General features: G+C 65.8%; 31 protein-coding genes. 13 read left to right on the forward strand and 18 right to left on the reverse strand.

Annotated elements, in window-relative coordinates; genetic code table 11:
• Positions 1 to 75 precede the first annotated feature (75 nt).
• From def to truA, 4 genes are all read left to right on the forward strand, one after another.
• Positions 76 to 606, forward strand: coding sequence for a peptide deformylase (gene def / locus ACT2B0_RS01045; RefSeq protein ID WP_473466188.1), 531 nt, complete (start codon positions 76 to 78; stop codon positions 604 to 606).
• 80 nt (positions 607 to 686) lie between these two features.
• Positions 687 to 1,622 carry a methionyl-tRNA formyltransferase gene (fmt, locus tag ACT2B0_RS01050; protein ID WP_473460611.1) on the forward strand — a complete coding sequence of 312 codons (936 nt, stop codon included), beginning with the start codon at positions 687 to 689 and terminating at the stop codon, positions 1,620 to 1,622.
• Positions 1,619 to 2,119: a GNAT family N-acetyltransferase gene (locus ACT2B0_RS01055; RefSeq protein WP_473460613.1), complete on the forward strand. Its 501-nt coding sequence runs from the start codon at positions 1,619 to 1,621 to the stop codon at positions 2,117 to 2,119. Before fmt ends, ACT2B0_RS01055 begins: the two co-directional genes overlap by 4 nt.
• Before the next feature lie 5 nt (positions 2,120 to 2,124).
• Entirely contained in the window at positions 2,125 to 2,868 is a 744-nt protein-coding gene (gene truA / locus ACT2B0_RS01060; protein ID WP_473460615.1) for a tRNA pseudouridine(38-40) synthase TruA, read from the forward strand.
• A gap of 22 nt (positions 2,869 to 2,890) precedes the next feature.
• On the opposite strand, the gene ACT2B0_RS01065 is transcribed toward truA, so the two are convergent.
• Positions 2,891 to 3,484, reverse strand: coding sequence for a transporter (locus ACT2B0_RS01065; RefSeq protein WP_473460617.1), 594 nt, complete (start codon positions 3,482 to 3,484; stop codon positions 2,891 to 2,893).
• A gap of 7 nt (positions 3,485 to 3,491) precedes the next feature.
• The gene (dapE, locus tag ACT2B0_RS01070; RefSeq protein WP_473460618.1) at positions 3,492 to 4,679 is read right to left on the reverse strand and encodes a succinyl-diaminopimelate desuccinylase; all 1,188 of its coding nucleotides are present in this window, start codon (positions 4,677 to 4,679) and stop codon (positions 3,492 to 3,494) included.
• Positions 4,680 to 4,823: 144 nt separating this feature from the next.
• Here dapE and ACT2B0_RS01075 point away from each other — a divergent pair, with 144 nt between their 5' ends.
• On the forward strand, positions 4,824 to 5,861 hold the full coding sequence (locus ACT2B0_RS01075; RefSeq protein WP_473460620.1) for a 2-dehydropantoate 2-reductase: 1,038 nt from the start codon (positions 4,824 to 4,826) through the stop codon (positions 5,859 to 5,861).
• Positions 5,862 to 5,889: 28 nt separating this feature from the next.
• Here the strand turns inward: ACT2B0_RS01075 and ACT2B0_RS01080 are convergent, their stop codons facing one another.
• Complete coding sequence (locus ACT2B0_RS01080) at positions 5,890 to 7,473, reverse strand: adenylate/guanylate cyclase domain-containing protein (protein ID WP_473466190.1); 1,584 nt, start codon at positions 7,471 to 7,473, stop codon at positions 5,890 to 5,892.
• Between the two features lie 334 nt (positions 7,474 to 7,807).
• Here ACT2B0_RS01080 and ACT2B0_RS01085 point away from each other — a divergent pair, with 334 nt between their 5' ends.
• Positions 7,808 to 8,212 carry a hypothetical protein gene (locus ACT2B0_RS01085; RefSeq protein WP_473460622.1) on the forward strand — a complete coding sequence of 135 codons (405 nt, stop codon included), beginning with the start codon at positions 7,808 to 7,810 and terminating at the stop codon, positions 8,210 to 8,212.
• 42 nt (positions 8,213 to 8,254) lie between these two features.
• On the opposite strand, the gene ACT2B0_RS01090 is transcribed toward ACT2B0_RS01085, so the two are convergent.
• From ACT2B0_RS01090 to dapD, 7 genes are all read right to left on the reverse strand, one after another.
• Positions 8,255 to 10,201, reverse strand: a complete 1,947-nt coding sequence (locus ACT2B0_RS01090) for a coiled-coil domain-containing protein (RefSeq protein WP_473460624.1) — start codon at positions 10,199 to 10,201, stop codon at positions 8,255 to 8,257.
• 12 nt (positions 10,202 to 10,213) lie between these two features.
• Positions 10,214 to 10,912 (reverse strand): hypothetical protein, encoded by a 699-nt coding sequence (locus ACT2B0_RS01095; protein ID WP_473460626.1) that lies wholly within the window; start codon positions 10,910 to 10,912, stop codon positions 10,214 to 10,216.
• Positions 10,913 to 10,926: 14 nt separating this feature from the next.
• A complete protein-coding gene (locus ACT2B0_RS01100) occupies positions 10,927 to 11,223 on the reverse strand; it encodes a hypothetical protein (protein ID WP_473460628.1) in 297 nt (98 codons plus the stop codon).
• A 48-nt stretch (positions 11,224 to 11,271) separates the two neighbouring features.
• The gene (locus ACT2B0_RS01105) at positions 11,272 to 11,655 is read right to left on the reverse strand and encodes a hypothetical protein (protein ID WP_473460630.1); all 384 of its coding nucleotides are present in this window, start codon (positions 11,653 to 11,655) and stop codon (positions 11,272 to 11,274) included.
• A 193-nt stretch (positions 11,656 to 11,848) separates the two neighbouring features.
• Positions 11,849 to 12,574 carry a hypothetical protein gene (locus ACT2B0_RS01110; RefSeq protein WP_473460632.1) on the reverse strand — a complete coding sequence of 242 codons (726 nt, stop codon included), beginning with the start codon at positions 12,572 to 12,574 and terminating at the stop codon, positions 11,849 to 11,851.
• Positions 12,575 to 12,690: 116 nt separating this feature from the next.
• Entirely contained in the window at positions 12,691 to 13,053 is a 363-nt protein-coding gene (locus ACT2B0_RS01115) for a DUF805 domain-containing protein (protein WP_473460634.1), read from the reverse strand.
• A 5-nt stretch (positions 13,054 to 13,058) separates the two neighbouring features.
• A complete protein-coding gene (gene dapD / locus ACT2B0_RS01120; RefSeq protein WP_473460636.1) occupies positions 13,059 to 13,913 on the reverse strand; it encodes a 2,3,4,5-tetrahydropyridine-2,6-dicarboxylate N-succinyltransferase in 855 nt (284 codons plus the stop codon).
• A 150-nt stretch (positions 13,914 to 14,063) separates the two neighbouring features.
• Between dapD and ACT2B0_RS01125 the strand changes: the two genes are divergently transcribed.
• Positions 14,064 to 14,903 carry an LOG family protein gene (locus ACT2B0_RS01125; RefSeq protein ID WP_473460638.1) on the forward strand — a complete coding sequence of 280 codons (840 nt, stop codon included), beginning with the start codon at positions 14,064 to 14,066 and terminating at the stop codon, positions 14,901 to 14,903.
• A gap of 12 nt (positions 14,904 to 14,915) precedes the next feature.
• Here ACT2B0_RS01125 and ACT2B0_RS01130 read toward each other — a convergent pair whose 3' ends face one another.
• Positions 14,916 to 15,818, reverse strand: a complete 903-nt coding sequence (locus ACT2B0_RS01130) for a DUF817 domain-containing protein (protein WP_473460639.1) — start codon at positions 15,816 to 15,818, stop codon at positions 14,916 to 14,918.
• Positions 15,815 to 16,528, reverse strand: a complete 714-nt coding sequence (locus tag ACT2B0_RS01135) for a pyrimidine 5'-nucleotidase (RefSeq protein WP_473460641.1) — start codon at positions 16,526 to 16,528, stop codon at positions 15,815 to 15,817. The genes ACT2B0_RS01130 and ACT2B0_RS01135 overlap by 4 nt, the downstream gene beginning before the upstream one ends.
• Positions 16,529 to 16,667: 139 nt before the next feature.
• Here ACT2B0_RS01135 and ACT2B0_RS01140 point away from each other — a divergent pair, with 139 nt between their 5' ends.
• Together ACT2B0_RS01140 and ACT2B0_RS01145 are read left to right on the forward strand one after the other, a co-directional pair.
• A complete protein-coding gene (locus tag ACT2B0_RS01140; RefSeq protein WP_473460642.1) occupies positions 16,668 to 17,429 on the forward strand; it encodes a GGDEF domain-containing protein in 762 nt (253 codons plus the stop codon).
• 83 nt (positions 17,430 to 17,512) lie between these two features.
• On the forward strand, positions 17,513 to 18,418 hold the full coding sequence (locus ACT2B0_RS01145) for an EamA family transporter (RefSeq protein ID WP_473460644.1): 906 nt from the start codon (positions 17,513 to 17,515) through the stop codon (positions 18,416 to 18,418).
• Between the two features lie 29 nt (positions 18,419 to 18,447).
• Here the strand turns inward: ACT2B0_RS01145 and argB are convergent, their stop codons facing one another.
• Complete coding sequence (gene argB / locus ACT2B0_RS01150; protein WP_473460645.1) at positions 18,448 to 19,344, reverse strand: acetylglutamate kinase; 897 nt, start codon at positions 19,342 to 19,344, stop codon at positions 18,448 to 18,450.
• 264 nt (positions 19,345 to 19,608) lie between these two features.
• Between argB and ACT2B0_RS01155 the strand changes: the two genes are divergently transcribed.
• Positions 19,609 to 20,247 (forward strand): CatB-related O-acetyltransferase, encoded by a 639-nt coding sequence (locus ACT2B0_RS01155; protein WP_473460647.1) that lies wholly within the window; start codon positions 19,609 to 19,611, stop codon positions 20,245 to 20,247.
• Positions 20,244 to 20,900: a ribosome biogenesis GTP-binding protein YihA/YsxC gene (gene yihA / locus ACT2B0_RS01160; RefSeq protein ID WP_473460649.1), complete on the forward strand. Its 657-nt coding sequence runs from the start codon at positions 20,244 to 20,246 to the stop codon at positions 20,898 to 20,900. The genes ACT2B0_RS01155 and yihA overlap by 4 nt, the downstream gene beginning before the upstream one ends.
• 65 nt (positions 20,901 to 20,965) lie before the next feature.
• On the opposite strand, the gene msrB is transcribed toward yihA, so the two are convergent.
• From msrB to ACT2B0_RS01175, 3 genes are all read right to left on the reverse strand, one after another.
• Entirely contained in the window at positions 20,966 to 21,475 is a 510-nt protein-coding gene (msrB, locus tag ACT2B0_RS01165; protein ID WP_473460650.1) for a peptide-methionine (R)-S-oxide reductase MsrB, read from the reverse strand.
• Between the two features lie 187 nt (positions 21,476 to 21,662).
• Positions 21,663 to 22,220: a fasciclin domain-containing protein gene (locus ACT2B0_RS01170; protein ID WP_473460652.1), complete on the reverse strand. Its 558-nt coding sequence runs from the start codon at positions 22,218 to 22,220 to the stop codon at positions 21,663 to 21,665.
• Between the two features lie 146 nt (positions 22,221 to 22,366).
• A complete protein-coding gene (locus tag ACT2B0_RS01175; protein ID WP_473460653.1) occupies positions 22,367 to 23,389 on the reverse strand; it encodes a LysR family transcriptional regulator in 1,023 nt (340 codons plus the stop codon).
• A 109-nt stretch (positions 23,390 to 23,498) separates the two neighbouring features.
• Between ACT2B0_RS01175 and ACT2B0_RS01180 the strand changes: the two genes are divergently transcribed.
• Entirely contained in the window at positions 23,499 to 23,954 is a 456-nt protein-coding gene (locus ACT2B0_RS01180) for a cupin domain-containing protein (RefSeq protein WP_473460655.1), read from the forward strand.
• 99 nt (positions 23,955 to 24,053) lie between these two features.
• A complete protein-coding gene (locus ACT2B0_RS01185; protein WP_473460656.1) occupies positions 24,054 to 24,854 on the forward strand; it encodes a glutathione S-transferase family protein in 801 nt (266 codons plus the stop codon).
• 82 nt (positions 24,855 to 24,936) lie between these two features.
• On the opposite strand, the gene ACT2B0_RS01190 is transcribed toward ACT2B0_RS01185, so the two are convergent.
• The gene (locus ACT2B0_RS01190) at positions 24,937 to 25,677 is read right to left on the reverse strand and encodes an anti-sigma factor (RefSeq protein WP_473460658.1); all 741 of its coding nucleotides are present in this window, start codon (positions 25,675 to 25,677) and stop codon (positions 24,937 to 24,939) included.
• Entirely contained in the window at positions 25,674 to 26,213 is a 540-nt protein-coding gene (locus ACT2B0_RS01195; RefSeq protein ID WP_473460660.1) for a sigma-70 family RNA polymerase sigma factor, read from the reverse strand. Before ACT2B0_RS01195 ends, ACT2B0_RS01190 begins: the two co-directional genes overlap by 4 nt.
• Between the last annotated feature and the right edge of the window lie 45 nt (positions 26,214 to 26,258).

Below are 26,258 nucleotides of genomic sequence, written 5' to 3' on the forward strand. Positions count from 1 at the left end.
ACCACATAAGATCAAAACAGGAACATTGTCCAAGATGGAGTTGACGCTCCCATGGCCACCGATTACCTGAAGGCCATGTCGATCAAGCCACTCGTTTTTCTGCCCGACCCCGTCCTGCGCCAGGTGTCCAAGCCCCTCGAGCGGGTGGACGAGACCGTGCGGGCGCTCGCCGACGACATGCTGGAAACCATGTACGAGGCCCCGGGCATCGGCCTGGCCGCGATCCAGGTCGGCGAGCCGCTGCGCCTGCTTGTCATCGATCTGTCCAAGGAGGACGAGCCGCGCGCACCGCAGATCTTCATCAATCCCGAGATCGTCGCCTCGGTCGACGAGCGCTCGGTCTACGAGGAAGGCTGTTTGTCGATTCCCGATTATTACGCCGAGGTCGAGCGGCCGGCCGCGGTGACCGTGGACTATGTCGACATCGACGGCAACAAGCGCCAGGTCGAGGCCGACGGTCTGCTTGCGACCTGCCTGCAACACGAGATCGACCACCTCAACGGTGTGCTGTTCATCGACCACCTCTCCAGGCTCAAGCGCGACATGGTGGTCAAGAAATTCAGAAAGGTCGCCCGGGACAAGCCGCCGTCGCGGATGGCGGGCTAGGACAGCTTGACCTTTGGGCTCTAAACCCGTTTGAAGCGGGGTGGTGGGCGCGTCCCCTTGTCCTTATCGGATCGTTTAGAATGCCGCTTCGTCTCGTCTTCATGGGCACGCCCGATTTTTCCGTGCCGACGCTGCGTGCCGTGGCCGCGGCCGGACACGACGTCGCGGCCGTCTATACCCAGCCGCCGCGCAAGGCAGGACGGCGCGGGCTGGAGGTGACCCGATCACCGGTGCACCGCGCCGCCGAGGAACTCGGCCTTCAGGTGCGCACGCCGGCCTCGCTCAAGGGCGCCGACGAGCAGGCCCGCTTTCGCGATCTGGCGGCCGACGCCGCCGTCGTGGTGGCCTACGGTCTGCTTCTGCCCAGGCCGATCCTCGACGGCGCCCGGCTCGGCTGCTTCAACGGCCATGCCTCCGCCCTGCCGCGCTGGCGCGGCGCCGCGCCGATCCAGCGCGCGATCATGGCCGGCGACCGCGAGACCGCGATGATGGTGATGAAGATGGAGGAGGGGCTCGATACCGGTCCCGTCGCCTTGCAAAGGCGGGTCGAGATCGCCCCGGACATGACGGCCGGCGAGCTGCATGACGTTCTGGCGCGCCACTCCGCCACGCTGATGGTCGAGGCCCTTGCCGCGCTCGAGGCCGGCCGGCTTGCTCTGACGCCGCAGCCGGCCGAAGGCGTCACCTACGCCAGGAAGATCGACAAGGGCGAAACCCGCATCGACTGGACGCGGCCCGCGGCCGAAATCCACGATCACATTCGCGGTCTGTCGCCGTTTCCGGGCGCCTGGTGCGAGGCGCGCCTAGCCGGCAGGCCCGAGCGGCTGAAGATCCTGCGTTCGGCGCCGGCCGAGGGAACGGGCGCTCCCGGTGTCGTGCTCGACGACGCGCTGACGATTGCCTGCGGAACCGGAGCCGTCCGCCTGGTCGAACTGCAGCGCGCCGGCGGCAAACCGATGACGGCCGAGGCCTTTCTGCGCGGCGCGGCGCTGAGCCGGGGAGACAGGGTGTCATGACGGAACCGCGCATCAGGACGGCGACCGACGCCGACCGCGCGGCGATCTTCGCGGTGGAAGAGGCCGCCTTTTCGCGCACCGACGAGGCCGAACTGGTCGACGCGATCCGCCGCGACGGCGACGCCGTGCTCGAACTGGTCGCCGAACGCGACAATACGGTCGTCGGTCACGTCCTGTTCTCGCGGCTCGTCGTGGAAGACGGCGCATCCCGCTTTTCGGCCTTTGCGCTGGCGCCGGCCGCAGTTGCCCCGGATTTCCAGGGCCGCGGCATCGGCACGGCCTTGATCCTGGAAGGTCACCGACGGCTGCGCGCGGCCGGCGAACGGCTTTCCGTTGTTCTCGGCGATCCGGCCTATTACGGCCGCTTCGGGTATACGCACCAGCGCGCGGCGGGTTTCGAAAGCCTGTTTCAGGGCGATGCGCTCCAGGCGCTTGCCTGGGGCGCCGCGCCGCTGACCGGCCGCCTGGTCTATCCGCGCGCTTTCGGCGTCGGTTGAGCGCCATGCCACGCTACCGGCTCGACATCGAATATGACGGCACCGCCTATGCCGGCTGGCAGCGCCAGGCCGACCAGCCCTCCGTGCAGGGCGCGATCGAGGCGGCGCTGTTCGCCTTTTGCCGCGAACAGGTGACGCTCGGCGGCGCCGGCCGCACCGATGCCGGCGTCCACGCCACCGGGCAGGTCGCGCATTGCGACCTTGACCGGGACTGGCCGGCCAGCACTGTGTGCGACGCCGTCAACGCCCATCTCCAGATGGCCGGCGAGACGGTCGTTATCCTGGACGCGGCCAGGGTCGGTCCGGATTTCGATTCGCGCTTCTCCGCCCGCGGCCGGCATTACCTCTACCGCATCATCAATCGCCATCCGCCGCTGACCCTGGAACGAAACTTCGCCTGGCACGTGAAGAAGGAACTCGACGTCGAGGCCATGCACCGGGCCGCGCAGCGCCTGGTCGGCCATCACGACTTCACCACCTTCCGCTCGGTGCGGTGCCAGTCGAAAAGCCCGGAAAAGACGCTCGACCGTCTCGACGTGACGCGATCCGGCCCGCTGATCGAGATCCGCGCCTCGGCGCGCTCCTTCCTGCACAACCAGGTCCGCTCCATGGCCGGCACGCTCAAGCGCGTCGGCGATGGCGGCTGGAGCGCCGACGACGTCAGCGCCGCGCTTGCCGCGCGCGACCGCACCGCCTGCGGGCCGGTGGCGCCGCCGGGCGGGCTTTGCTTGATCAAGGTCGACTATTGAACGGCGCGCCGCGCCCCGGCGATCAGGCCGGCGGCAGCGCGTCGAGACCGAACAGCGCCTGCAGCGTCAACAGCACGCCGATCGACAGCGCCAGCATGAGCGCGAACACCGCGCTTGCCAGGCCGGCGCCGCGGTCGATCACCGCATTGGTCAGCCGCCAGGACAGCGCCATCGTCACCAGGAAGGCGGCGAGCGACAGCAGCGCGGCCAGTTCGTCGGCGCCCGGCGCCAGCAGGCGCACCAGCGTTGCCGGCAGCATCAGCCAGATCAGCAGCGCAGAGCCCCAATTGCTGGCCACCACGTAAGGCACGAAACGGTCGCCGACCCCGAGCGGCTTGGCCACCAAGGCCAGGACGATTAGCGGCAGCACCCAGGTTGCCAGATCGATCACGCCAAGCAGGAACACGATCCCGAAACGCCCGCCTGCGCCGACCGCGAAATCGCCGGCGAAGCTTGCCCAGCCGACGGTCAGGGCGGGAACCGCCACCACGATGGCATAGAACGAGTTCCAGAAGCCGTCCGCCGACAGGTCGAACAGACGGATCGCCTCTGGCTTGCCCATCATCAGCCGCCAGGCGCCGGTCATGTAGGTCTGGATATCCTGGGCTGACGGCATCGGCGGACTACTCGAACCACAGCGCCAGCAGGCGCTGATAGATCTGCGTCAGCGTCTCCAGGTCGGCCAGCGCCACGTGTTCGTCGACCATGTGCAAGGTCTGGCCGACCAGCCCGAATTCGACCACCGGGCAATAATCCTTGATGAAGCGGGCATCCGACGTGCCGCCGGTCGTCGACAGTTCCGGCTGGCGCCCGGTCACGTCGCTGACCGCTCTGCGCATCAACGCGATCAGCTTGTCGTCGTGGGTCACGAACACCGGGCTCGGCCGGTCGCGCCAGTCGAGTTCGAACGACACGGGCTCCGGTCGGCCGGGTCGCAGCCGCGTCAGCTGCGCCGCCCGGTCGAGCCGGTCGTGGATTTCCGCCTGCAGGCTTTCCGCCGTCCAGCGGTCGTTGAAGCGCACGTTGAAGCTGGCCGTGGCCGAAGCGGGAATGACGTTGACGGCCGGATTGCCGACGTCGACGCTGGTCACCTCCAGATTGGTCGGCTGGAAACTCTCGGTGCCCTCGTCATAGGCCGGATGCATCAGCGCGTCGATCAGCATGGTGAGCCCGCGCACCGGATTGTCGGCCAGGTGCGGATAGGCGGCATGGCCCTGCCGGCCGGCGACGCGCAGCGTGCCCGACAGCGAGCCGCGCCGGCCGATCTTGATCATGTCCCCGAGCCGCTCGGGATTGGTCGGTTCGCCGACCACGGCGGCGTCCCAGCGCTCGCCTTTGGCTGCCGCCCATTCCAGCAGCCTTTGCGTGCCGTTGACGGCCGGGCCTTCCTCGTCGCCGGTGATCAGCAGCGAAATCGAACCCGCCGGCGCGCCGTGCTCGCCAATATGGCGGGCGGCCGCGGCCACGAAACAGGCGATGCCGCCTTTCATGTCGACCGCGCCGCGGCCGAACATCGCGCCGTTGGCGACGATGGCGGCGAAGGGAGGATGCGTCCAGGCCGCCTCGTGGCCGACCGGCACGACGTCGGTATGCCCGGCAAAACACAGATGCGGCCCGGCGCCTGCAAGCCTTGCATAGAGATTTTCCACGTCCGGCGTGCCGGCCTCGCTGAACACCGGCCGCTCGACGGCAAAGCCGAGCGGGTTGAGCATGGCTTCCAGCGCCGACAGCGCGCCGGCTTCGGCCGGTGTGACCGAGGGACAGCGGATCAGGGTGGCCAGATTGGCGGCGGGATCGACGGGCAATGACATGAGGCGGATGGATAGTCGAAAGGACAGCGCCTGTCACGCCGCGAAACCGCGTCGGCATTTGGGCCAGATGTCACCCGCAAAACCGGCCGGACGCTTGACGCGGCCGCTGCAATGGCTGTGATGGCGGGGAGAGTGGAGGACCGGATGCGCTTTGACGACCAAACCAGGATCGCGGTCGCTGGCGCCGGCAGCATCGGCTGTTATGCCGGCGCCTGCCTGGCGCTTGCCGGGCGCAAGGTGGCGCTGCTGGCCAGGCCGCGCATCGTCGACGCCGTTACCGGGGCCGGTCTTGCGGTCCGCGACCTCGACGGCACGCAGCGCCAATTGCCTGCCGGTCGTGTCCAGGCCAGCGCAGACCCCGCGGCCGTGCTTGCAAATGCCGACATCGTGCTTGTCACCGTCAAGAGCGGCGCGACGCGAGCGATGGCCCGGCTGGTCGCGCACCATGCCCGGCCGGGCGCCGTGGTGGTCAGCTTGCAGAATGGCGTGGAGAATCCCGCCATCCTGCGTGCCGGGCTTGGTGCGCGCCATCCGGTCGTGGCCGGCATGGTGCCGTTCAACGTGGTGGCCGCGATGCCGGACGATGGCGCGCCGGTCTTTCACCGCGCGACGGAAGGCACGACCTTGGTCGACCGCGCGCCCGCGGGGCTGGCCGCCTTTCTCGGCGTTGCCGGTTTTCCCGTTTCGGCCGCCGCCGACATGGACGCCGTGCTGTGGGGCAAGCTGCTGCTCAACCTCAACAACGCCCTCAACGCCCTGTCGGGCCTGCCGCTCGCCGACGAACTCGCCGACCGGCGCTGGCGCCGTGTGCTGGCCGGCCAGATTGCCGAGGCGCTTGGCGCGATGAAGGCGGCCGGCATCCGGCCGGCGCGCATCGGGCGCTTGCGGCCCGGCCTGCTGCCGGCGGTGCTGCGCCTGCCCGATCCGCTGTTTCGCCGTCTCGCCCGACGCATGCTCGCCGTCGATCCCGCCGCGCGCTCCTCCATGTGGGAGGATCTGGAACGGGGCCGGCCGACGGAGGTCGACCAGTTTCAGGGCGCGGTAATCGCGCTTGCCGAACGCCATGGCCTGGACGCGCCTGCCAACCGCGCCGTGCTGGCCGCGATACGGCGCGCCGAACGGGCCGGGCGCGGGGCGCCGCGGCTTCAGCCGGAGGCGGTGCTGCCGCAAGCCGGACGGTAGGGCGCGCTCGCGGCGGCGTCTCGCGATTTCAGCCGGCGGGTTCGGGCGGCTTGTCCGGCCGTGCGCCGCGCACGGCGTGCAGCGCCTTTTCGAGCACCGTCTCCGCGCGCCGCCGCGCCTCGGCGTCGAGACGGTCGACGTCGAGAAACAGCGACAGGCCGCTCTCCGCCTCGTTGAACGTGGCCGGCGCGGCATCGCCGTCGTGAATGCCTTCCACGGCATAGGGCACGATTTCGCCCGCAATGCCTTTGAGCGTGATCGGCTGCAGGGGGCGTGCGCGCACCCTGTCGCGCACATGCGCCCAGGTCTCGTAGGACAGCACGATGCCGCCCGGGTCGGCGATGTGTTGCAGGCGCGCGGCCAGGTTCGCCTCCGCGCCGATGATCGTGTAGTCCATCCGGTCGGCCGAGCCGAAATTGCCGACATTGCAGTAGCCGGTATTGATGCCCATGCGCACCTCGAACGGCTTTTCGATGCCGCGCCGGCACCATTCGCCCTTCAACTCCACCATGCGCCGCTGCATGGCCATTGCCATGTCGAGACAGGCATTGGCGTCCTCGCGCGCGCCGCGTGTGTGCGGATCGCCGAAAAAGGCCAGGATGGCGTCGCCGATGAACTTGTCCACCGTCGCGCCGTGCGCGTGGGCGATCGCCGACATTTCGGTGAAATACTCGTTGAGCAGGTTCGTCAGCTCCTCCGGCTGCAGATGTTCGGAGGTTTCGGTGAAATCCTTGATGTCGGAAAAGAAGATCGTCAGCTTCTTGCGTTCGGTCGAGATCGTGACGTCCTTTTCGCCGGAAAAGATGCTCTTGTAGATCTGCGGCGACAGATATTTCGAGATTTTCATCGACACCGAGGCAAGGAAGTCGTTCGCCTCCTCCAGCTCGCTGTTCATCCGGCGGAATTGATTGGCCTGGCGCCAGTTGAGGCCGGTCAGCGCGATGCCGAACGCGCCGGCGCCAGCGAAATACAAGAACAGATATTTGAAGGAAAACAGGTTCTTCGCGATTGGCTGGTGGACGGTGATCGCCTGGATTCCGCGCACGTCGCCGACCTGCCAGTCCTGTTTGGGACTGAGCGGATGATTGTTGTGGCACGACACGCACGCCTGGCCGAGAATGACGGGGACCGCCATCCGGATCTCGCGCTCGAACAGCGAGCCGGCGATTTCGGTGGCCACGGCACCGGGATCGCGCGAGGCGCGGAAGGAGGCAAGCGCGGCGCGCTCGAAACCGTCGAGCCTGTGCGCGGCCCGGCTCGTGAACGCGGAATCGGACACGAAGCGGTAGCCGATTTCCTCCTCGCCGCTGGTGCCGATCACGTCGCCGAGTTCGAGCGACAGCGTTGCCGGGATCGGCACGGCCCCGGGAATGTCGGCATAGTCGTGCGCGGCGATGCTGTCGCCGTCATGGCCCTGCACCCGGCTCACGACATTGGTGGCGTAATAGCCGCGTATGTCGTTGAGCATCCGGTTCAGGGTCCGGGCCTGGACGGTCAGCGCCCGGTCGGACAGGTTCTTGAGGTCCATCCACACGGCAATGGGCAGCAAGGCCAGGGCCAACGCCACGATAGTGCCCAGCAACCAGGGGCGTTCGGCCGTGTAGAGCCACATGCGACCGATCGCGGTGTCCTTGTCTTCGGCGGGTTGCGACACGGTTTTCTCCGATCCTTCTCGCGGGGTTTTGAAGGATAGCCAACAAGGGCGCGCATGACGAGCGCTCGGCGCGGACAGGCTTGACGGTCCTTGGTCGGAACATTCGCAATCTCGACGACCCTCAACGGCCGGCGCGGAATGTTTATGGATCGCAGCCCGTTCGACGGGCAGTCCATGATCGTTGGTTAAAGTAGTAGTTCAGAATAGAAGAGAGATAAGAGTGCAAATCGTCAATATACGTGTAAGCTGAAAGAAAATCGTTCCAAATAATCCGAAAACAGGAGAGGAAATCATGCCGGTGCTCGCGATATATCTCGTCATAACGCCGCTGGATGGCTGGGTCACGGATGGCCGCAACAGCTGGATCTTCCTGAAATTCGGCGTCACCGAGAATCTGGACGAAGACACCATCCGCAGCGGCTACACCACGCACAATCCCTCGATCCTGTTCGCCAAGCAGGAATACGACACCAATGTCAGGGAGATATTGCACCACGGCGACCTTGGCCGGGCCTATCTCAAGGTGCTGATCGACAAGGGATTCAAGCAGGTCGGGCGGACCGAATGGGTCGACGGTGCAAACCGCAAGATGATCGACGCGATCTACAAATGGTTCGTGGAAACCAAAGACGTGCGCACCGACAAGACCAATGTCGAGAACCGGCTTCACTTTCTGGCGTCGATCACCGGCGAGTGAGATCCGGCTTCCCGCGGTGAGGCTTGCACGGCCCGGCTCCGGTTAATCGTTCTCGGCGGCTTTCTTCGCCGCCAGTTCTGCCTGCCACTGCCAATAATTGTCGCGCCGGATGCCGCGCACCAGATCCATGTAGTCGTGGCCGAAGAAGGCGGAGATCTGGCCGATATTGTAGTTTCCGTCCCGGTAGGCGGCCACCATCGCCTTTTCGTCGTTGTGCGGGTAGGCGGCGCGGAATTCCTTCAACGTATGCGGAAGGTGGCGGGGCTCGTCCGTCGGTTCGACGGTTCCGGGTGGCTGGGCCACCTTGCCGAGCGCCTTTTCGATCGAATTGACATGCGTTTCGATGTCGTCGATCCGCGTTGCCGTCTTTTCAATCGCATCCAGCCGGCCGTTGATCGCGGTCAGGCTTGCTTCGATCTGCTCGAGCCTGCCGAGCGCCTGTTCGGCTGCGTGCAGACGTTGCGACAGCCGGTCTTCCGACTGCATCAGATGGCTGATCTTCGACGGCGCCTCCTTCAGGCCGGCAAGCTGGGTGTCGTGTGCGCTCGACTGCGCCTGGACCGCTTGCAGCCGCTCGCCCTGGTCGTGCACGCTCTGCTCCACGCCGTCGAGCGCGGCCAGCCTGTCATGCGCCGACTGAAGACCGCTGGCGTTTGCTTGCGCCTGCGCGGCCACGTCCTTGAGCTTGTCGGGCAGCGTGTCGATCACGTCGAGGAATTCGTGAATCTCGTGGATCTGGCCACCGATGGTGCCCAGTGTCGCGGTCGCGCTTTCGGAGGCGTTTTCAAGCCTATCAAGCCGTGCCGGGAGCGGGCCGAGCCGGTCGCCGATCGAGGCGACCGACATGGCGAGCTTCGCGACCTTGTCGGGCAGCGGTGCGAGGTCGGCCAGCTTGCTGTTGCTATGGCTTGCGCTCTTTTCCAGTGCACGCACCTCGCTCGTATGCGCGTCGGTCGTGTTCATCAGATGTGTCATCATGCGGGGAAAGTCGCTGATGCGATTGAGGAACTCTCCCATCCCGTCGATTTGCCGGGTCACATTGGCCAATTTCTCCGGCAGTCCGTCGAGCGTGCCCAGCTTGCCCGTTACGCGCTCCAGCGTGTGGTCGATCGTCGATAGCCGGCCGTCCTGCTTGCCGCTGGTGTCGGACAATTCGGCAAGCTGATCGGGAACGGGTTCCAGAAAGTCGAGCGTCGCGCCCATCGTGCCGAGCCTTTCGCGCATGTCGCGCACCTCCTCGGGCAGCGGCATGAGCGCGTCGACGGCCTCGCCGATCTGCTCGACAGAGTGCTCGAGCGAGGCGAACCGCGTGTGCCGTTCGTCGGCCTGTGCGCTCAGATCGGCCAGCGCGCCGGGCATCTTTTCGAGCGGCGTTACCGCTTTGGTCAGTCGCGCGAGCGTCGCAGTCACCGTGTCCAGGCCGGCAATCCTGCTGGCCGGTATCTGGCCTTCTATCGCCAGCCCGCAGCTGCGTTGATGCGAGGTCTCGACCTCGAGCTGCGGCGCCGAGGCGCCGGTGGCCGTGTTGCGGATCGTGGCCAGCAAGATCGCCGGCGCGGGGACGGCTTGGCCAGGTTCCGTAACCGCCAGTACCGGGCTCGCATCCGCCTGCCCGCTTTCCGGGTCCGCTGGCGTTTCGCCGAAGGCGATCGAAAGGCTTGCCGAGCCGCCCGACGGGATGGCGGGCAGTTTCAGCTCGGCCATCTCTGCTTTGAACTTGAGCGGCTTGTTTTCGGCGTTCGTGGCATGCGTCGACAGGATGATCAGCCGGCCGAGCGCATCGATCGCGCCGCCGGGCCCGACCAGCAAATGCGCGCCCGAAAGCGCAACGTCGAACCCGCCCAGCACGCCGGGTTCGAGGATCGCTTGTGTCAGCACTTCGCGATGCCTGCGATGGTAGTCCTGTTCGCGCGTCAGGGCGGCCGCGTCGACCAGCATTCCCTCGCGGAAGACCTGGCGTTCTATGGTCGGAAAACTGCGTCGGGTCATATCGCTGTGTCCCTATTTTTTCCTGGTCTCGGGCAGCCAGGTGTCAACTCCGAGATTGCTCTTGCCCAACACCCAGGGATATTTGCCGTCGACCGGTTCATCCTTGCCGGAAGACGAACCGCCGGAGCTGTCCTCGTCGTCCTCATCGTCCTCGTCGTCCTCGTCCTCGTCGTCGCCTGGAGGTGGAGGCGGGCCGCCACCGCCGCCGCCGCCGCCTTTGTCGTCCGGCTTGCGGCGCGGCGGCTTGCGGGGCTTCTTCCACTTGGTTCCGCAGTAGCACCAGAAGACGCCCTCGACATGGCCGCTGATGCACACGGTCGCCTTCTTTCCCTTCTTCTTGACGATGATGATTTGTGCGTCCTTCACCTCCTTGGAGACGCCGAACATCTTGACGGTAATGCTGTCGAACCGGGCGACGATTTTCAGCGCGCGCGGTTTGGCGAGAAGCTTGACGTCGATTTCCTTGAGCTCGGCGACGATGTCGGCGAAGACGCCAAGCTTGTCGGTAAACCCTTCCGCGCCGGTAATTTTTCCGATCATCTCGACGACGTCGACATGGCTTTTCTCGACCATGCCCAATTCGAGCAGGTAGCCTTTCTCCGGCAGCGTGTCGCACAGCGACTGGGTCGCGGGCTTGAGAATGTCCTCCGCGCTCAACTCAAAATGAACGCCTTCGATCCTGAATTCCGCCGACACTTCGATGGCGCGCATGGTCTGTCTGTCCGTTACACTCCAAGGACCTTCCGCAGACCTTGAATCTGGCTACCCGACAGAAAGCCGTCGAGCACGGCGTCTGGATCGACCTTCACGCTTGGCGCGCCGCTGGCCGGCACCGATATCCTGAGATACGGTCTGTCGGGCAGGCCCCGCGGCGCAAGGCTCAGTTGCGAAGGCGTGTCGGCGGCGAAGGAGGCTTGCAGCGTGGCATCGAACCCCAGCAAGGCCTCGGCCGCACCGCTGGCCGGGCCGAGCCCTTCCCCCTTCAGTCCGATCACGATATCGATGCTCAATCCGCTGCGCACCGGCGCTCTCCCGACGGTTCCGGCCCGGCCCGGCAGGGACGGTCCTTGCTACTCTTCCCAGTTGCTGAGTTTGATCTGCAGCTTGTCGAGATCGACCACGCCGTTGTTGAGGCCGTTCAAGAGCCGTTGCGGCGGACTGACCAGAAGCTCGACATTGTCGCCGCCGCCGAGCCTCAGTTTGATGACCGGGGGCGCGGGGTGCTTGGTGCCGTCCGCCTCGACGATTTGATTGTCCTTGGAATTGGGATCGGGCGTGAGCGAAAAAACATAGGGGTCCGTCTTCGAGACATGATGCGGAATCTCCAGCATCATTTCGTATTTGTCGCCTCCGAACGAAAGGATGGTGTCGATCGACAGAGCTTTTTTGTCGACGATCGGTTTAGGTGTCTGTTGTGTGTTTTGATCGCCAGTATCGGTATCGCCCTTGGCCATGTTTTGTCCTCCCTTTTGATTTTTATTATTTAGATCAATAATTGCTTATATTTGTGGATTTGTTCCCGAAGACAACATTGCGCTCAATTCTGCATGACCGCAATCGTTAATGCGGCGGTATCGGGCCGGCTGCCGGGAATGGCGCCGGATCGGTGTGGTGGAGCCGCCGGAGGAAACCTTGCCGGGTCAGTCGTCAGAAGACTTCAAGGGCTTGAAACCCGACGCTGAGCCGGGGGGTGGCGGCATCGACGGCGTGCCAGAAGGGCCGATCAGCGCTGATCTTGAAACAATTCGCCGACCATCCGCCGGGATCGTTGCGCCTGACGATCTTTCCCTCGACAAGGCCGAGAAAGGCGGATCGACCGCCGAGCGGCACGCTCCAGTTGATGTAGAGCCGCCAGCCTGGCTGATCGGCGTTGGTATGCCAACCCATCCAGCCGCCGGCGGGATACCAAACCAGGTTGGTCGGGCGAAATCTGCGGCGCGGGAACACCCGGGCCAGCAAAGTCGCGGTTGCCGGCAGCACCCAGCGCTCGGGGTGTCCGGGCGGGAACTTGGCGATCAGCTTGTTTTCGTTGGCGCGCAGGGCGCGTCTGCCGTCCATGTCCTGGACCCGCTTCAGGTCATCGAGGGCAAGGCGCGGCGGACCGCCGGCGCCCTGCCTGACGGGCGGGATCTCGATCGCCAGCCGCCACTGTTCCAAAAGCCAGAAAATCTCGGCGAACCGCGATGGCGGCGTAGCGCCAAGAATGTCGCCGGTGTCGTGCGCGGGCGGTGCGTCGGGCGCCACCGGGGCATGCGCCGTCTCGGCCGTTTCCAGATAGGTCTCGACGGCCTCGCGCAGGCTTGCACCGTCCCGCCGCGCGTCGCTCACCCATTGTCGCAACGCAATACGGGAATGACTGGTCGTTTTCGCCATGTCCGGGTCGTACCAAGCTGTGCGGACAAGACCCGCGCGCCCACTATCCGGGTCCATACGGACGAAGACAAGACGGAGCCGCGGGATCGAGGGTGCGGCAGGCCATCGGGCAGGTTCTATTTCGGCGCGTTGGTGCGCGCTCCGAAGCGGTTCGGCCCTTGCGTGCCCGGCGCCAGGCACAAAAACAGATACATCAAAATGTCGCCGATGATGAAGAACACCGCGAACCAGCCCGGCTGGTTCATGTCGTGCAGCCGCTTCACCGAGGTGGCGACATGCGAGATCAGCGTGGCGCCGACCACCACGAGAAAGATGCCGCCCCAGAAGGTGGCCGCTGCGTCGTTGTCGCCGGCATTGATGATGCGATAGATCGGATAGACCCGGAGCAAATAAAGCAGCAGCCCGGCCAGCGCGTAGGCCTGGCGGCTGAGCCGGCCGGAAAAGCCGAAAAACAGCCAGATGATTTGGCCCGGACCCACCTGGTTCAATCCCGCAGCAGCTCGTTGATCGAGGTCTTGGAGCGTGTCTTTTCGTCGACCCGCTTGACGATGACCGCGCAATAGAGGCTCGGGCCCCAGTCCTTGCCGGGGATGGTCTTGCCCGGCATGGTGCCGGCGACCACCACCGAATAGGGCGGAACCTCGCCGTAAAACACGTCCCCGGTGGCGCGGTCGACGATCTTGGTCGACTTGCCGATGAACACGCCCATGCCGAGCACCGAGCCCTCGCGCACGATGCAGCCCTCGACCACTTCCGAACGCGCGCCGATGAAGCAATTGTCCTCGATGATCGTCGGGCCGGCCTGCATCGGCTCCAGCACGCCGCCAATGCCGACGCCGCCCGAAAGGTGCACGTTCTTGCCGATCTGCGCGCACGAGCCGACGGTCGCCCAGGTGTCGACCATCGTGCCGGCGTCGACATAGGCGCCCAGATTGACGAAGGACGGCATCAAGACCGCGCCCGGCGCAATATAGGCCGAGCGGCGCACCACAGCGCTGGGCACGGCGCGGAAACCGGCCTTCTCGAACTCGTTCGCGCTCCAGCCGTCGAACTTGGACGCCACCTTGTCCCACCACACGGCTTCGCCCGGTCCGCCCTTGATGATCTCCATCGGGTTGAGCCGGAACGACAGAAGCACCGCCTTTTTCAGCCATTGGTTCACCTGCCAGGCGCCGTCGGCGTCGCGTTCGGCCACCCGCGCCTGGCCGCGATCCATCAGGTCGAGCGCTGTCTCGACGGCTTCCCGCACCTCGCCGCGCGTGGTCGTGCTCACGCCGTCGCGCGCCTCGAAGGCCTGTTCGATGGTGCGCTCGAGGGTCGCGAGATCGGGCTTGTGCATCCGGGGCTCCATTACAACGTCTCATTAAGGGATAGGCTTTAGCCATAGACGGGGCGAAAGTCGCGCGGAACCTATGTCAACGCCATGGGAGGGTCAATCGCGGCCATGCCGGGCGGACGGTGCAAAGCGACGCACAAGGGGACTGGACGCATGAACCCGATGGACAAGAACGGCTGGACGCCGTTGCCGCATTCGGACGAGGACCTGGAACGCTCGCGCAGCGTGCCCGATACCGAGCAGACACGCTCGCCGGCCTATCGCCTGGCCTGGGACGACGACGATTTCATGACCCGGCGCGAACTGCGCGCCGTGCGCCTGCAACTCGAGCTGCTGAAACCGGAAATGGCGCTCGCCGAGCGCGGCATCCGCTCCACGGTGATCCTGTTCGGCGGCGCGCGCATTCCCGAGCCCGGCGGCGAGGCCTGGGCGGCCAAGAACGAGGTCCAGGAAAAGAACCTGCTCGCCAACAGCCGCTATTACGAGGAGGCGCGCAATTTCGCCCGCATCTGCTCGCAGCATTCGGCCGCGTCCTACTACCGCGAATTCGTCATCGTCACCGGCGGCGGTCCGGGCGTCATGGAGGCCGGCAATCGCGGCGCCGCCGATGTCGGCGCGCCGACGATCGGGCTCAACATCGTGCTGCCGCACGAACAGGCGCCCAACCCCTACGTCACGCCCGAACTGTGCTTCAACTTCCACTATTTCGCGATCCGCAAGATGCATTTCATGATGCGCGCCAAGGCGGTCGCCATCTTCCCCGGCGGCTTCGGCACCATGGACGAGTTTTTCGAGACGCTGACGCTGATCCAGACCGGGCGCATGGAGCGGGTTCCCGTCATCCTGTTCGGCCGCGCGTTCTGGCAAGGCGCGGTCAATATCGAATTCCTGGCCGAGCAGGGCACGATCTCGCCGGACGACCAGAACCTGATCGACTATGCCGATACCGCCGGCGAGGCCTGGAATTGCGTCAAGCGCTTCTACGAGATCTGAACCGGCCGGCCGTTAGCGTCGTTCCGCGGGCTCCGCCGCGCTGTCTCCCGCTCCCGCCTCATCTTCCCGGCTGATCCCGCGCGGGCGATGCACGATTGTCGCCAGCACGAAGGAAATGATCATCAGCAGATACCAGGCGCCAAGCTTGGCGATGGACACAGGTGTCCAGCCATGCGCCTGGGCCGGGTAGAGCCAGGCGCGCGACCAGGTGGCGATGTTTTCTGCGAACCAGATGAACAGCGCGACCAGCAGGAACCCGAGCAGGAGCGGCATGCGGTGGCGGAACCGGAAGACGCGGTAATGCACCGTCGTTCTCAGGAACAGCAGCGCCGTCACCGCGAACAGGCCGTAGCGCAGGTCGAGCGTGAAATGATGGGTGAAGAAATTGACGTAGATCGCCACGGCGAGCGCGACCGTCGCCTCGAAGGGCGGGTAGCGGCTGTAGCGTATGTCGAAAATGCGCGAGATGCGTGCGAGATACGAGCCGACGGCGGCGTACATGAAACCTGAAAACAGCGGCACGCCGCCGATCCGGAAGAACGCCTCTTCCGGATAGGTCCAAGAGCCGACCGACGTCTTGAAGATTTCCATGGCCGTGCCGACCACGTGGAAGATCAGGATGACCTTGGCCTCGGCCGGGGTTTCCAATCGGGCGGCCAGCATGGCGATCTGTATGGTGAGGGCCGACAGGAACAAGAAGTCGTAGCGGGCAAGTGCGGCCTCCTCCGGCCAGGCGTATTTCGTCGTAATCATCAGCATGAGCAGCGCGCCGCCGAACAGGCAGGCCCATGCCTGTTTCAGGCCGAATACCGTGAACTCGACCAGAGCGCCGGAGAGCCCGCCGGCCGGCAGCGCGTCGAGGACGCGGTGCGCGGCGACGTCGATCTGCGCTTCGAGCGAGGTGAAGCGTTTCAAACGTTGTCGGACCCGGGATTGATCGCGGCCAGGAAGCCGGCGAGATCGTCGGTCACGTAGTCGACATCGTCCTCCTTGTCGGCGTCCTGTTCCCAGATTTCCGCAAAGGTCGGCTCGAAGTTGCGCGGCACGATCAGCACCGTCTTCATGCCGAGCGCCTTCGGCACGGCCAGATTGCGGGCCAGATCCTCGAACATCACCGAATCGGCGCCCGCGACGCGGTGCAGCGCGGTGAACTTGTCGTAGGTCTCGCGGGCCGGTTTCGGCACCAGCCCGGCGGCCACGATATCGAAGATGTCGTCGAAATGGTCGAGGATGCCAAGCTGCGCCGCCGTGCGCTCGGCATGGCCGCGATCGCCATTGGTGAAGATGAATTTGCGGCCCGGCAGCGTCCGGATCTGCGCGCCGAGGGCCGGGTCCGGCGCAAGATGCGTGTAGTCGATATCGTGCACTTTCTGCAGAAAATCGTCCGGGTCGATGCCGTGCCGGACCATCAGCCCGTTCAGCGTCGTGCCGTGGTCGCGATAAAGCTCTTTTTGCAGCGCGCGAGCCTGATCGCGCGGCAGTTCAAGCAGTTCCGACACATAGGCCGTCATGCGCACGTCGATCTGGGCGAACAGGTTCGAGTGATGCGGGTAAAGCGTATTGTCGAGGTCGAACACCCAGTTGCGGATGCCGGTGAAGTCGGACGATTCGGGAATCTGTGTCATGCCGCCTTATCGCATCTTTGCCGCCGCTATGACAGCGGACGCGACCGTCCGGCAGTTCCGGATCGTTTCAAATTTGATCGAAGTCTCATATCGGATTTTTAACGGTGCGATGGCAACAGCGGCTCGTGGGGAGTACGCAATGCGCTCTATTGTTTTGATCTCGGCACTGATCGCCGTCGGCGCCATGGTCACCTCGGTTTTGGTCGCTTTCAGCCTTATGCGGCTGCAAGGCCTGTCCCTGGGACCCAACGGCCTCCTGATGTCGCTCGTCTGCCCGTTGGTGATCGGCTGGCCGGTCAGTGCCTTCCATCTGTACCAGCGGCGGCGGTTCCTCGACATGCACGCCCAACTGGCCCGCGCCCACACCGATCTGCGCCAGGCGCATGCGCGGCTGGCCGAACGGGCGAGCCGCGATCCGATGACCGGCATGCTCAATCGCGAAAGCGCGCTCGACGCGATCGCCGGCGAGCAGGCGACCGGGGCCGACGGCGCCCTGCTGATTGTCGATGCCGATCATTTCAAGGCGGTCAACGATACCTATGGCCACCAGGCGGGAGACGTTGCGCTGGTGGCGATCGCCAATGCGATCCGCCGTGCCCTGCCGCGCGGCAGCATTGTCGGCCGCATCGGCGGCGAGGAGTTCGTGGTCTACCTCCCCGGTTGCCGGGGGCGCGCGATCGCGCAGGTCGGCGAGAATATCCGGCGCGAGGTCGCGGCGACGTCGTTCAGGCCGTCCGACCGGCCGGTGCCGCTGTCCGTCAGCATTGGCGGCATGCATTTTTCCCGCGACCTGACTGTCTCGCAGGCGCTGCGCAGCGCCGATCGGCGCCTCTACCTGGCCAAACGGGCCGGGCGCAACTGCGTGGTGACGCAGGACGACGAGAACCGCGCGGCCGCGTGACGGGACGAGGCCGGTCCGCCGCGTTCCTCTTGCCTTGAAGGTCGCGGTCGGCCTAGATCGCCTCTTTTGCGCGGGGGGCGTCCTTGGAACTCTGGATACCGATCACCATCGCGGCCGCGTTCCTGCAGAACATCCGTTCCGCGATGCAGAAGCATCTCAAGGCCGTGATGGGCACCACCGGGGCCACCTTCGTGCGCTTCGGTTTCGGCGCGCCCTTCGCGCTCCTGTTCGTGGCCGTGCTGCATTTCGGTGCCGGCCATGCGCTGCCTCGGCTCAACGCGACCTTCTTTGTCTGGATGCTCGCCGGCGGGCTCGGCCAGATCGCGGCCACCTTCCTGCTGATCCATCTGTTTTCCTTCCGCAATTTCGCGGTCGGAACGGCCTATTCGCGTACCGAGCCGGCGCAGGCGGCGCTGTTCGGCTTGATCTTCCTCGGCGAGAAGATCTCGGCCGGCGTGCTGGCCGCCATCGGCGTCAGCGTGTTCGGCGTCATGCTGATCTCGGTCGCCCACACACCCCTGAGCTGGCGGGCGCTGCTCGCCTCGCTGGTCAGCCGCAACGCGCTTGTCGGGCTTGCCTCGGGGGCCTTGTTCGGCGTGACGGCGGTTGCCTACCGTGCCGCCTCGCTGGCGCTCGGCGGGCCGAACTTCATCATGCAGGCCGCGGTCACGCTTGCCTGGGTGATCGTGTTCCAGAGCCTGCTCATGGCCTTGTGGATGCTGTGGAAGGACCGGGCCGAGATCGGCCGCATCCGCAAGGCGTGGAAGCCGGCCCTGGTCGTCGGCCTTGCCGGCGCCACGGCCTCCTTCGGCTGGTTCATGGCGATGACGCTGCAGCAGGCGGCGGTGGTCAAGGCGCTGGCGCAGGTCGAGATGATCTTTACCTTCGCCTCCACGGTCTTTTTCTTCCGCGAGCGTATCAACCTGATGGAAATCGCCGGCTGCCTGCTGATCGTCGGCGGCATCCTGCTTTTGCTGGCGATGGGCTGACACGGGGCGCAGGCCCGCGTCGTCTTGCGTTACGGCACGATCAACGTGCCGGCGCCGTGCTCGGTGAAAAGCTCCAGAAGCACGGCATGCGGCGTCTTGCCGTTGAGGATGACCACCCCTTCCACGCCGCGCTCGATCGCCTCGATGCAGGTCTCCACTTTCGGGATCATGCCGCCCGATATGGTGCCATCGGCGATCAGCGACCTGGCTTCGGCCACCGTCAGCTCGTCGATCAGCGTCTTGTCGCGGTCGAGCACGCCCGGCACGTCGGTCAGAAACAATAGCCGCGTGGCCTTGACGGCCCCGGCGATCGCCCCGGCGAAAATATCGGCGTTGATGTTGTAGGTGTGGCCGTCGCGGCCCGGCGCCACGGGGGCGATGACGGGGATCATTTCCGAACGGGCCAGAAGGTCGAGCAGCGTGCGGTCGACCTCGACCGGTTCGCCGACGAAGCCGAGATCGAGCACGCGCTCGATATTGGAATCGGGATCGAGCGCGGTCTTATGCGCCTTTTCGGCGAACACCATGTTGCCGTCCTTGCCGCACAGGCCGATCGCCCATTCGCCCTCGGCGTTGATCAGCGCCACGATCTCCTTGTTGATCGAGCCCGCCAGCACCATCTCGACGATCTCGACGGTCTTGGCGTCGGTGACGCGCAGGCCGCCCTCGAATTTCGATTCGATGCCCATCTTGGCCAGCATCGCCGCGATCTGCGGTCCGCCGCCATGCACCACGATCGGGTTAACGCCGGACTGTTTCAACAACGCGATGTCGCGCGCGAATGCCCGGCCGAGCTCGGTGTCGCCCATGGCATGACCGCCATATTTGACCACCACGGTCTTGTTCTCGTAGCGCTGCATATAAGGCAGCGCCGCCGAAAGCAGACGCGCTTGTTCCCGGGCTGTGGCGGCGATGTCGCTCGTCATCGGTTTCCTGTTGCGGCCGTTGAAAAATGTCCGGCGGGTCATAGCGGGAAACCGGGGAGCGGGCAATTGCTGCGCGCGCCGACGCCCTGTCGCGCGCGGTTTTTCGTGGACGCATGACGCTTGCCGCGTTATAAGCGCGGCCTCTTTCGGGGAGTACGGGGTCGATGAACAAGGTTGCCTGATCCGCACGAAACGGCGTCGTCGCGCCGGGCCGGATCGTTTGTCCCGCACCCTGTTCATCATGCTCACCGAGAAAGACGCCCCATGCACGCGCCTGATCCGCACGACACCCACCCGCTGCCGTTCCACCCGCGCACCGCGTTCCTGAAACCGTTGATCACCCGCCCGACCATCGAGGTCGGTGACTACACCTATTACGACGACCCGCTTGGCCCCGAGCGTTTCGAGGAGCACAACGTGCTCTATCATTTCGACTTCGTCGGCGACCGACTGGTCATCGGCCGCTATTGTGCGATCGCCGCCAATACCCGTTTCGTCATGAACGGTGCCAACCACGATCTGCGCGGCTTTTCCACCTTTCCGTTCGCCGTTTTCGGCGGCGCCTGGCGCGACAGTTTCGATCCGCAATCGCTGGCTGCCGGGTTTCGCGGCGACACGGTCGTGGGCAACGACGTCTGGTTCGGCATCGACGCCACGGTCATGCCCGGCGTGAGGATCGGCGATGGCGCGATCGTGGCGGCCGGCGCCATGGTGTCGGCCGATGTGCCGCCCTATGCGGTGGTCGCCGGCAATCCGGCCCGTATCGTGCGCATGCGCTTCGATGCTGCGACCGTCGAGCGCCTGCTTGCGGTTGCCTGGTGGAACTGGCCTGTTGACAAGGTGACGCGCAACATCGATGCCATCGGCGGAAACGATCTGGAACGGTTGGAATCAGCGACGTGAGCGAGACGAAAACCGACAGCGGCACCGGGCGGGACTTTCCCCGCACATGGGTCTTCATTCGCGGTGTGCCGGCGATGAAATTCCTGCCGCCGGAAGGCCCGCCCGAGATCGCCTTCGCCGGCCGGTCGAATGTCGGCAAGTCGTCGCTGATCAATGCGCTGGTCGGCCAGAAGGCGCTGGCGCGCACCTCCAACACGCCGGGCCGCACCCAGGAGCTGAACTATTTCGTGCCCGACGGCCACACCGGTACGGCCGACGACCTGCCGCCGCTCGCTTTGGTCGACATGCCGGGTTACGGCTTTGCCAAGGCGCCCAAGGCGGTGGTGGAGAATTGGACCAGGCTGGTGTTCGACTATCTGCGCGGCCGCGTCACCCTGAAGCGCGTCTACGTGCTGATCGACGCCCGCCACGGCGTCAAGGCGATCGACGGCGAGGTGATGGACCTGCTCGACCGGGCCGCCGTCTCCTACCAGATCGTCCTGACCAAGGCCGACAAGATCAAGCCGCCGGCGGTTGAGGCCCTGCTCGCGCAGACTTTGGCAACGGTCAAAAAACGGCCCGCGGCCTATCCTGAGGTGCTGGCCACCTCGTCGGAGAAGGGCGCCGGCATCGATGGCCTGCGCGCCGCGATCATGACGGCAATCGCCTCGTAGATCGTGCCGGGCATTTGCGTCGAAGCGCCGGCGCGGTCGGCCTGCCCGGTCGGCGGCGTGCGGTTTCAGGCCGCGCCGGACGGCTTGAAGGTCAGCGCCAGCCCGTTGATGCAGTGGCGTTTGCCGGTCGGCGGCGGGCCGTCGTCGAAAATGTGGCCGAGGTGACCGCCGCAGCGGCGGCAATGGCACTCCGTGCGCACCATGAAGAACGACCGGTCCTTCCGCGCGCCGACCGCGTCGGGCAGCGCCTCCCAGAAGCTCGGCCAACCGGTGCCGGACTCGAACTTGGTCTGGGATGAATAAAGCGGCAGATCGCAGCCCGCGCAATGGAACGTGCCGGCGCGTTTTTCATCGTTGAGCGGACTGGTGAAGGCGCGTTCGGTCGCCTCCTCGCGCAGCACCTTGTAGCGCTCGGGCGTCAGGATTTCCCGCCACTCGGCCTCCGTTTTTTCGATCTCGAACTGTTCGTTGTCCTTGGCCATTGCCGGGCTCGCTATGTCCTGACGCGCCAGGAGCGGCAGTCCGGCCACGATGGCCGCGCCGGTCGAGCCGTAGAGAAAAAATCTTCGGTTCATGGCGGTCTCCTTTGCAGCTAGCCTATCGGGTTTGCGCGGTCACGGGGAAATCAACTCGCCTTGACGAAAACGGCTCGCTGTCGTGATCGCTCCGCGCCACGGCCGTGCCGTGACGCGGAGCGTGCCCTCCGCCGTGAGGGTGTTCGAACGTCCGCGGGGACGCCGCGCGGCCGGTCGGCGCCGCGTGTCAGGCCTTCGGCAGCAGCACCGTGTCGATGACGTGGATGACGCCGTTCGACTGATCGACATCGGCGATCGTCACGGTGGCGACGTTGCCGTTCTCGTCGGTCAGGGTGATGTTGTCGCCGTCCATCTTGGCCTGCAGCATGCAGCCGCCGACGGTCTCGACCGGATGGTTGCCGCCGTCATCCTTGATCATCTTGCCGATCGCGTCCGACATCGCCTCGGCCGCCACAACGTGGCAGGTCAGAACCTTGGTCAGCGTGTCCTTGTTCTCCGGCTTCAGCAGCGTGTCGACCGTGCCGTCGGGCAGTTTCTCGAAGGCGGCGTTGACCGGCGCGAACACCGTGAACGGGCCTTCGCCCTGCAGCGTCTCGACCAGGCCGGCCGCCTTGACGGCCGCCACCAGCGTGGTGTGGTCGTTCGAGTTGACGGCGTTTTCGACAATGTTCTTGTCGGCATACATCGCCGCCCCGCCGACCATCGGATTGTCGGCATGCGCGATGCCGGCAAGGGTGGAGACGGCGAAGGCGCCGGCGAGTGCGAAAAGCTTGGTATTGTTCATCGTGTCGAAACTCCCTGTTGGTGTGTCCCAGCGTGTGGGCAGACGAAGACACGGAATCGGCGGGGCGACAGTTTCAGTCGATCACCGTTGAAGGCGGCGGCCGATTTGTTCCGTCGCGAGGCGTGCCGCGGATTGGAGCTGCTGGTCTACGTGCTGGTGATTTCAGCCGGCGGCCCGTTCCCGCCCTGCCTCCTGGCGGCCAGCGCCGCCCGCAGCGCGGGATCGCGCGGCGCGGATTGGTTGGCGCGCGAAAACACGTTCGAGATCTGGGCGCGCAGCCAGGAATTGGCGCTGTCGTTGTCGTGCCTGCGGTGCCAGTAGAGATTCACGTCGATGATCGGCGGGTCGTAGGGTGGAAGATAGAGTTCGAGATCGAGCTGGGACGCAACGAACCGGGCGTAGTGCACCGGCAGGTTGCCCAGCATCGAGCCGGCTGCGACCGCGCAGGCGACGGCGTGAAAATGCGGCAGGGTCAGGCAGATGGTGCGCGTCAGCCCCTGGCCCTCGAGCGGCGCGTCGACCGTACCCCGCATCGCGCCGTCCATCGACATCACCACTTGCGGGATCGCGCAGTAGATCTCGGGCGGAATGCGCCCGCCGGGATCGATGCCGGCCGCGCGCAGGCGCCCGTTCTTCTTTGCCATCACCGAGACGATATAGGAGTGGAACAGGGTCTGTTTGCACACATAGTCCGGCGGTTCCAGGGTCGACGGGCTGACGGCGAGGTCGACCCGTCCCTCGCGCAGCGCGGTCACGACCTGCGAGGAGGCCATATCCAGCATCTGCAGCACCACGCGCGGGGCGACCTCCTGCACGGCGGCCGCGAGCGGGGGCATCAGCAGCGTGGAAAAATAGTCGGAGCCGAGCAGGCGGAAGCTGCGTTCGGCGGTGGCGGGGTCGAACGGCATCGCCACGTCGAAGGCGCCCTCGATGCCGGCCATGGCTGCCCGCACAGGGGCGAGCATCGCCTCGGCCTTCGCCGTCGGCACCATGCGTCCCCCCTCGCGAATGAAAAGCGCGTCGTCCGTCAGGTGACGCAGCCGCCCGAGCGCTGCGCTCACCGCGGGCTGGCTCAGGCCCACCCGCTCGGCGACGCGCGTGGTCGATCGCTCCTGCATCATCGCGTCGAAGATCCGCAGCAGATTGAGATCGATTCCTGAAAAATTCATCGTCCTGATCGACGCTATTTCGACATTCGATTTCCACCGCCGGACCGCACGCCCTACCGTTTGCACACGGATTGACGCAGCAACGCGGCACGGGAGGGCCGGCATGGTCATGACGACACAAACAGCCATCGATGGCAACGAATGGTTCTCATGGGCGGGAACGGACTATCTGATCCAGCTCGCCAAATCCGACACGTCGGGCGCCGCGGGCATGTTCGAGGGCATCGTGCCGGCCGGCAGCGGTCCGCCGATACACATTCATCACAACGAGGACGAGATCATCCACGTGCTGGAAGGCCGCTATATGTTCTGGCTCGACGGGGTCACCACGACGCTTGGCGTCGGCGGCTCGGTCTTTCTGCCGCGCGGCGTGCCGCACAGTTTCCAGGTGACGGGCCCGGGCAGGGGGCGCAATCTGGCCGTGGTCACGCCCGGCGGGTTCGAGGGGTTTTTCCGCGACGTCGCCGCCGATGGCTTGACCATTCCCGACGACATGCCGCGTATCGGCGAGATCGCGGGGCGCTACGGTCTGGAATTCGTTGGTCCGCCGCTCGCCGTGCTTTAACGTCCCCGCCGCCGAGTCGGCGCCCGTTTGCGGCACGGCGGCATGGTCGCGACCGCTGCGGGTCGGGCCGTCGTTTGAAAACAAAACAGGTGCTGCATCATGTCCCAAGGGCCGAAGCCGGTCGTCTACCACATCCCCGTCTGCCCGTTTTCGCAGCGCCTCGAGATCCTGCTCGAATTGAAGGGACTGCGCGATCGGGTCGAGTTTCATGTCATCGACATCACAAAACCGCGCCCGGACTGGCTGCTCGAACTGACCGACGGGACGACCGCGCTGCCGGTGCTTGCGACCGAAAGCGGCGGGGTCGTCAAGGAAAGCCTGGTCATCATGGCCTATCTGGAGCACCGTTTCGCGGAGCGGCCGGTGGCGCGCGCCGACGCCTACGAGCGCGCGGTCGAAAACATGCTGATTGCCCGCGAGGGCGCCTTCACCGCCACCGGCTATATGTTCGTCATGAACCAGGATCCGGCTGCCCGCGCCGGTTTCCGCGACAAGATGCTCGGCCATTACCGCGATTTCGACCGCTTCCTGCGCAAGCACAACCCCGATGGACCGTTCCTGTTCGACCGCTTCGGTCTCGCCGAAACCGTGTTCACGCCGATGTTCATGCGCTTCTGGTTCCTCGACTATTACGAGGATTTCGACCTGCCGGTGGAAGGGTTCGAGCGCGTCGCCGCCTGGCGCGAGGCGTGCCTGGCGCATCCGGCCGCGGGCCAGGTGAGCCGCGAGGAGATCGTCAAGCTCTACTACGACTACGCGCAAGGCGCCGGCAACGGCGCGCTTTTGCCGGGGCGCACGAAGTCGAGCTTCGTGTTCGAACCGGATTGGCGCGCGCGGCCCTGGCCGCCACGGGCCAAATACGCGACGCCGGCCGACGACGCCACTCTGGGGTTGGTCTGATTGTGGGCCCGGCCTGAGCGGATATTGCCTTGCTGCCGGCCGGTGCGGGTCGCTCTGGCAGCGCGGCCTGGCGCCGTCGCGGTCAGATCGCGCGCAGATCGCCGGCCGCCACGACCGGTCCGGTCGGCCGGCCGGAGGGCGAGCCGCCGGCTGGTTCCAGGCTGATCGCAAACACCGCGCCGGCCTCGATCTTGCGGCGCAACGCCTCGCCGACGGCGAGATGGACGGTGGAGCCGGCGGGAATCACGCCGAGCGAGGCCGGCGGCGTGTCGCCCTCGATCACCCACAATTCGAAGTCGCGGCCGCTGTCGCGCTCGCCGGTGACATGCGACAGCCCGATATCGCGGGTGCTGGCGTCGTAGACGACGAAATAATGAACATTGCTTTCCTGCGGCGCCAGCGAGGCCACCAGGCGCCCGGCCGGTTCGCCGGCCGGCGGCGGCGCAAGCAGCGGCACGGCCAGGGCGAGAACCAGCCCTGCGATCGCCGCCGCCGCTATGCCGCGCCACACCGCAAGGCTTTGCCACAGGCCGCCGGCGGGGGCCGCGGCCTTCCTGGGCGTTGTCGCGCCGCCGCTGGCGGCAAACAGCCGCCGGTCGAGCGCTGACTTGACCGCGGCCGGCGGCTCGACCGGTTCGTAGCCGGCCGCCAGCGGCGCCATATGCTCTTCCCAGCGCTCGACCAGCCGGGCGAAGCCGGGCTCGGTCTCGATCCGGCGGGCGGCCGCGCGGCGGTCGTCGCCGTCCAGCGCGCCGAGCACATAGTCGGCCGCCAGCGCGTCGTCGCCGGTCAGTTCGCGTCCGTTGTCGTCGGCAGCGCTCATCGCTCCAGACAATCCCTGAGTTTCAACAGGCTGCGTCGCAGCCATGTCCGCATCGTGTTCAGCGGCACGCCGTGCCGCGTGGCAAGCTCGGCATAGCTGTCGCCGCTCAGATAGGCGCCGCGCACCGCCGCCGCCCGCTCGCCGTCGAGTTCGCCAAGGCAGTCGTCGATACGCCGCCGCTCGCTGGTCATCACCGCGACGGTCTCCGGTCCCGGTTTCGGGTCGGCGACCTCGACGGCCTGGTCGATCGGCGCCCCGCTCGCACGCCGCGACCGCAGCTTGTCGATCGCATGGTTGCGCGCCACCGCCACCAGCCACGAGATCGGACTTAGATCCGAGACGGCGAAGCGGTCGGCCTTGGTCCATATCTTGACATAGACGTCCTGCAACGCTTCCTCGGCCTCCGCTCTGTCCCTCAAGACACGCAGGCACACGCCGAAGAGTTTCGCGCTGGTTTGCCGGTAAAGCAAATCGAACGCCCCGCGATCCTTCATCGAGGTACGGACGATCAGTTTTGTGATGTCATGCGGCGTCATGCCGCTTCAACCTAGCGCGCCGCGCCGCATTTGCAATGAGGCGTC

Source organism: Nitratireductor sp. J20-h4, from assembly GCF_056780505.1.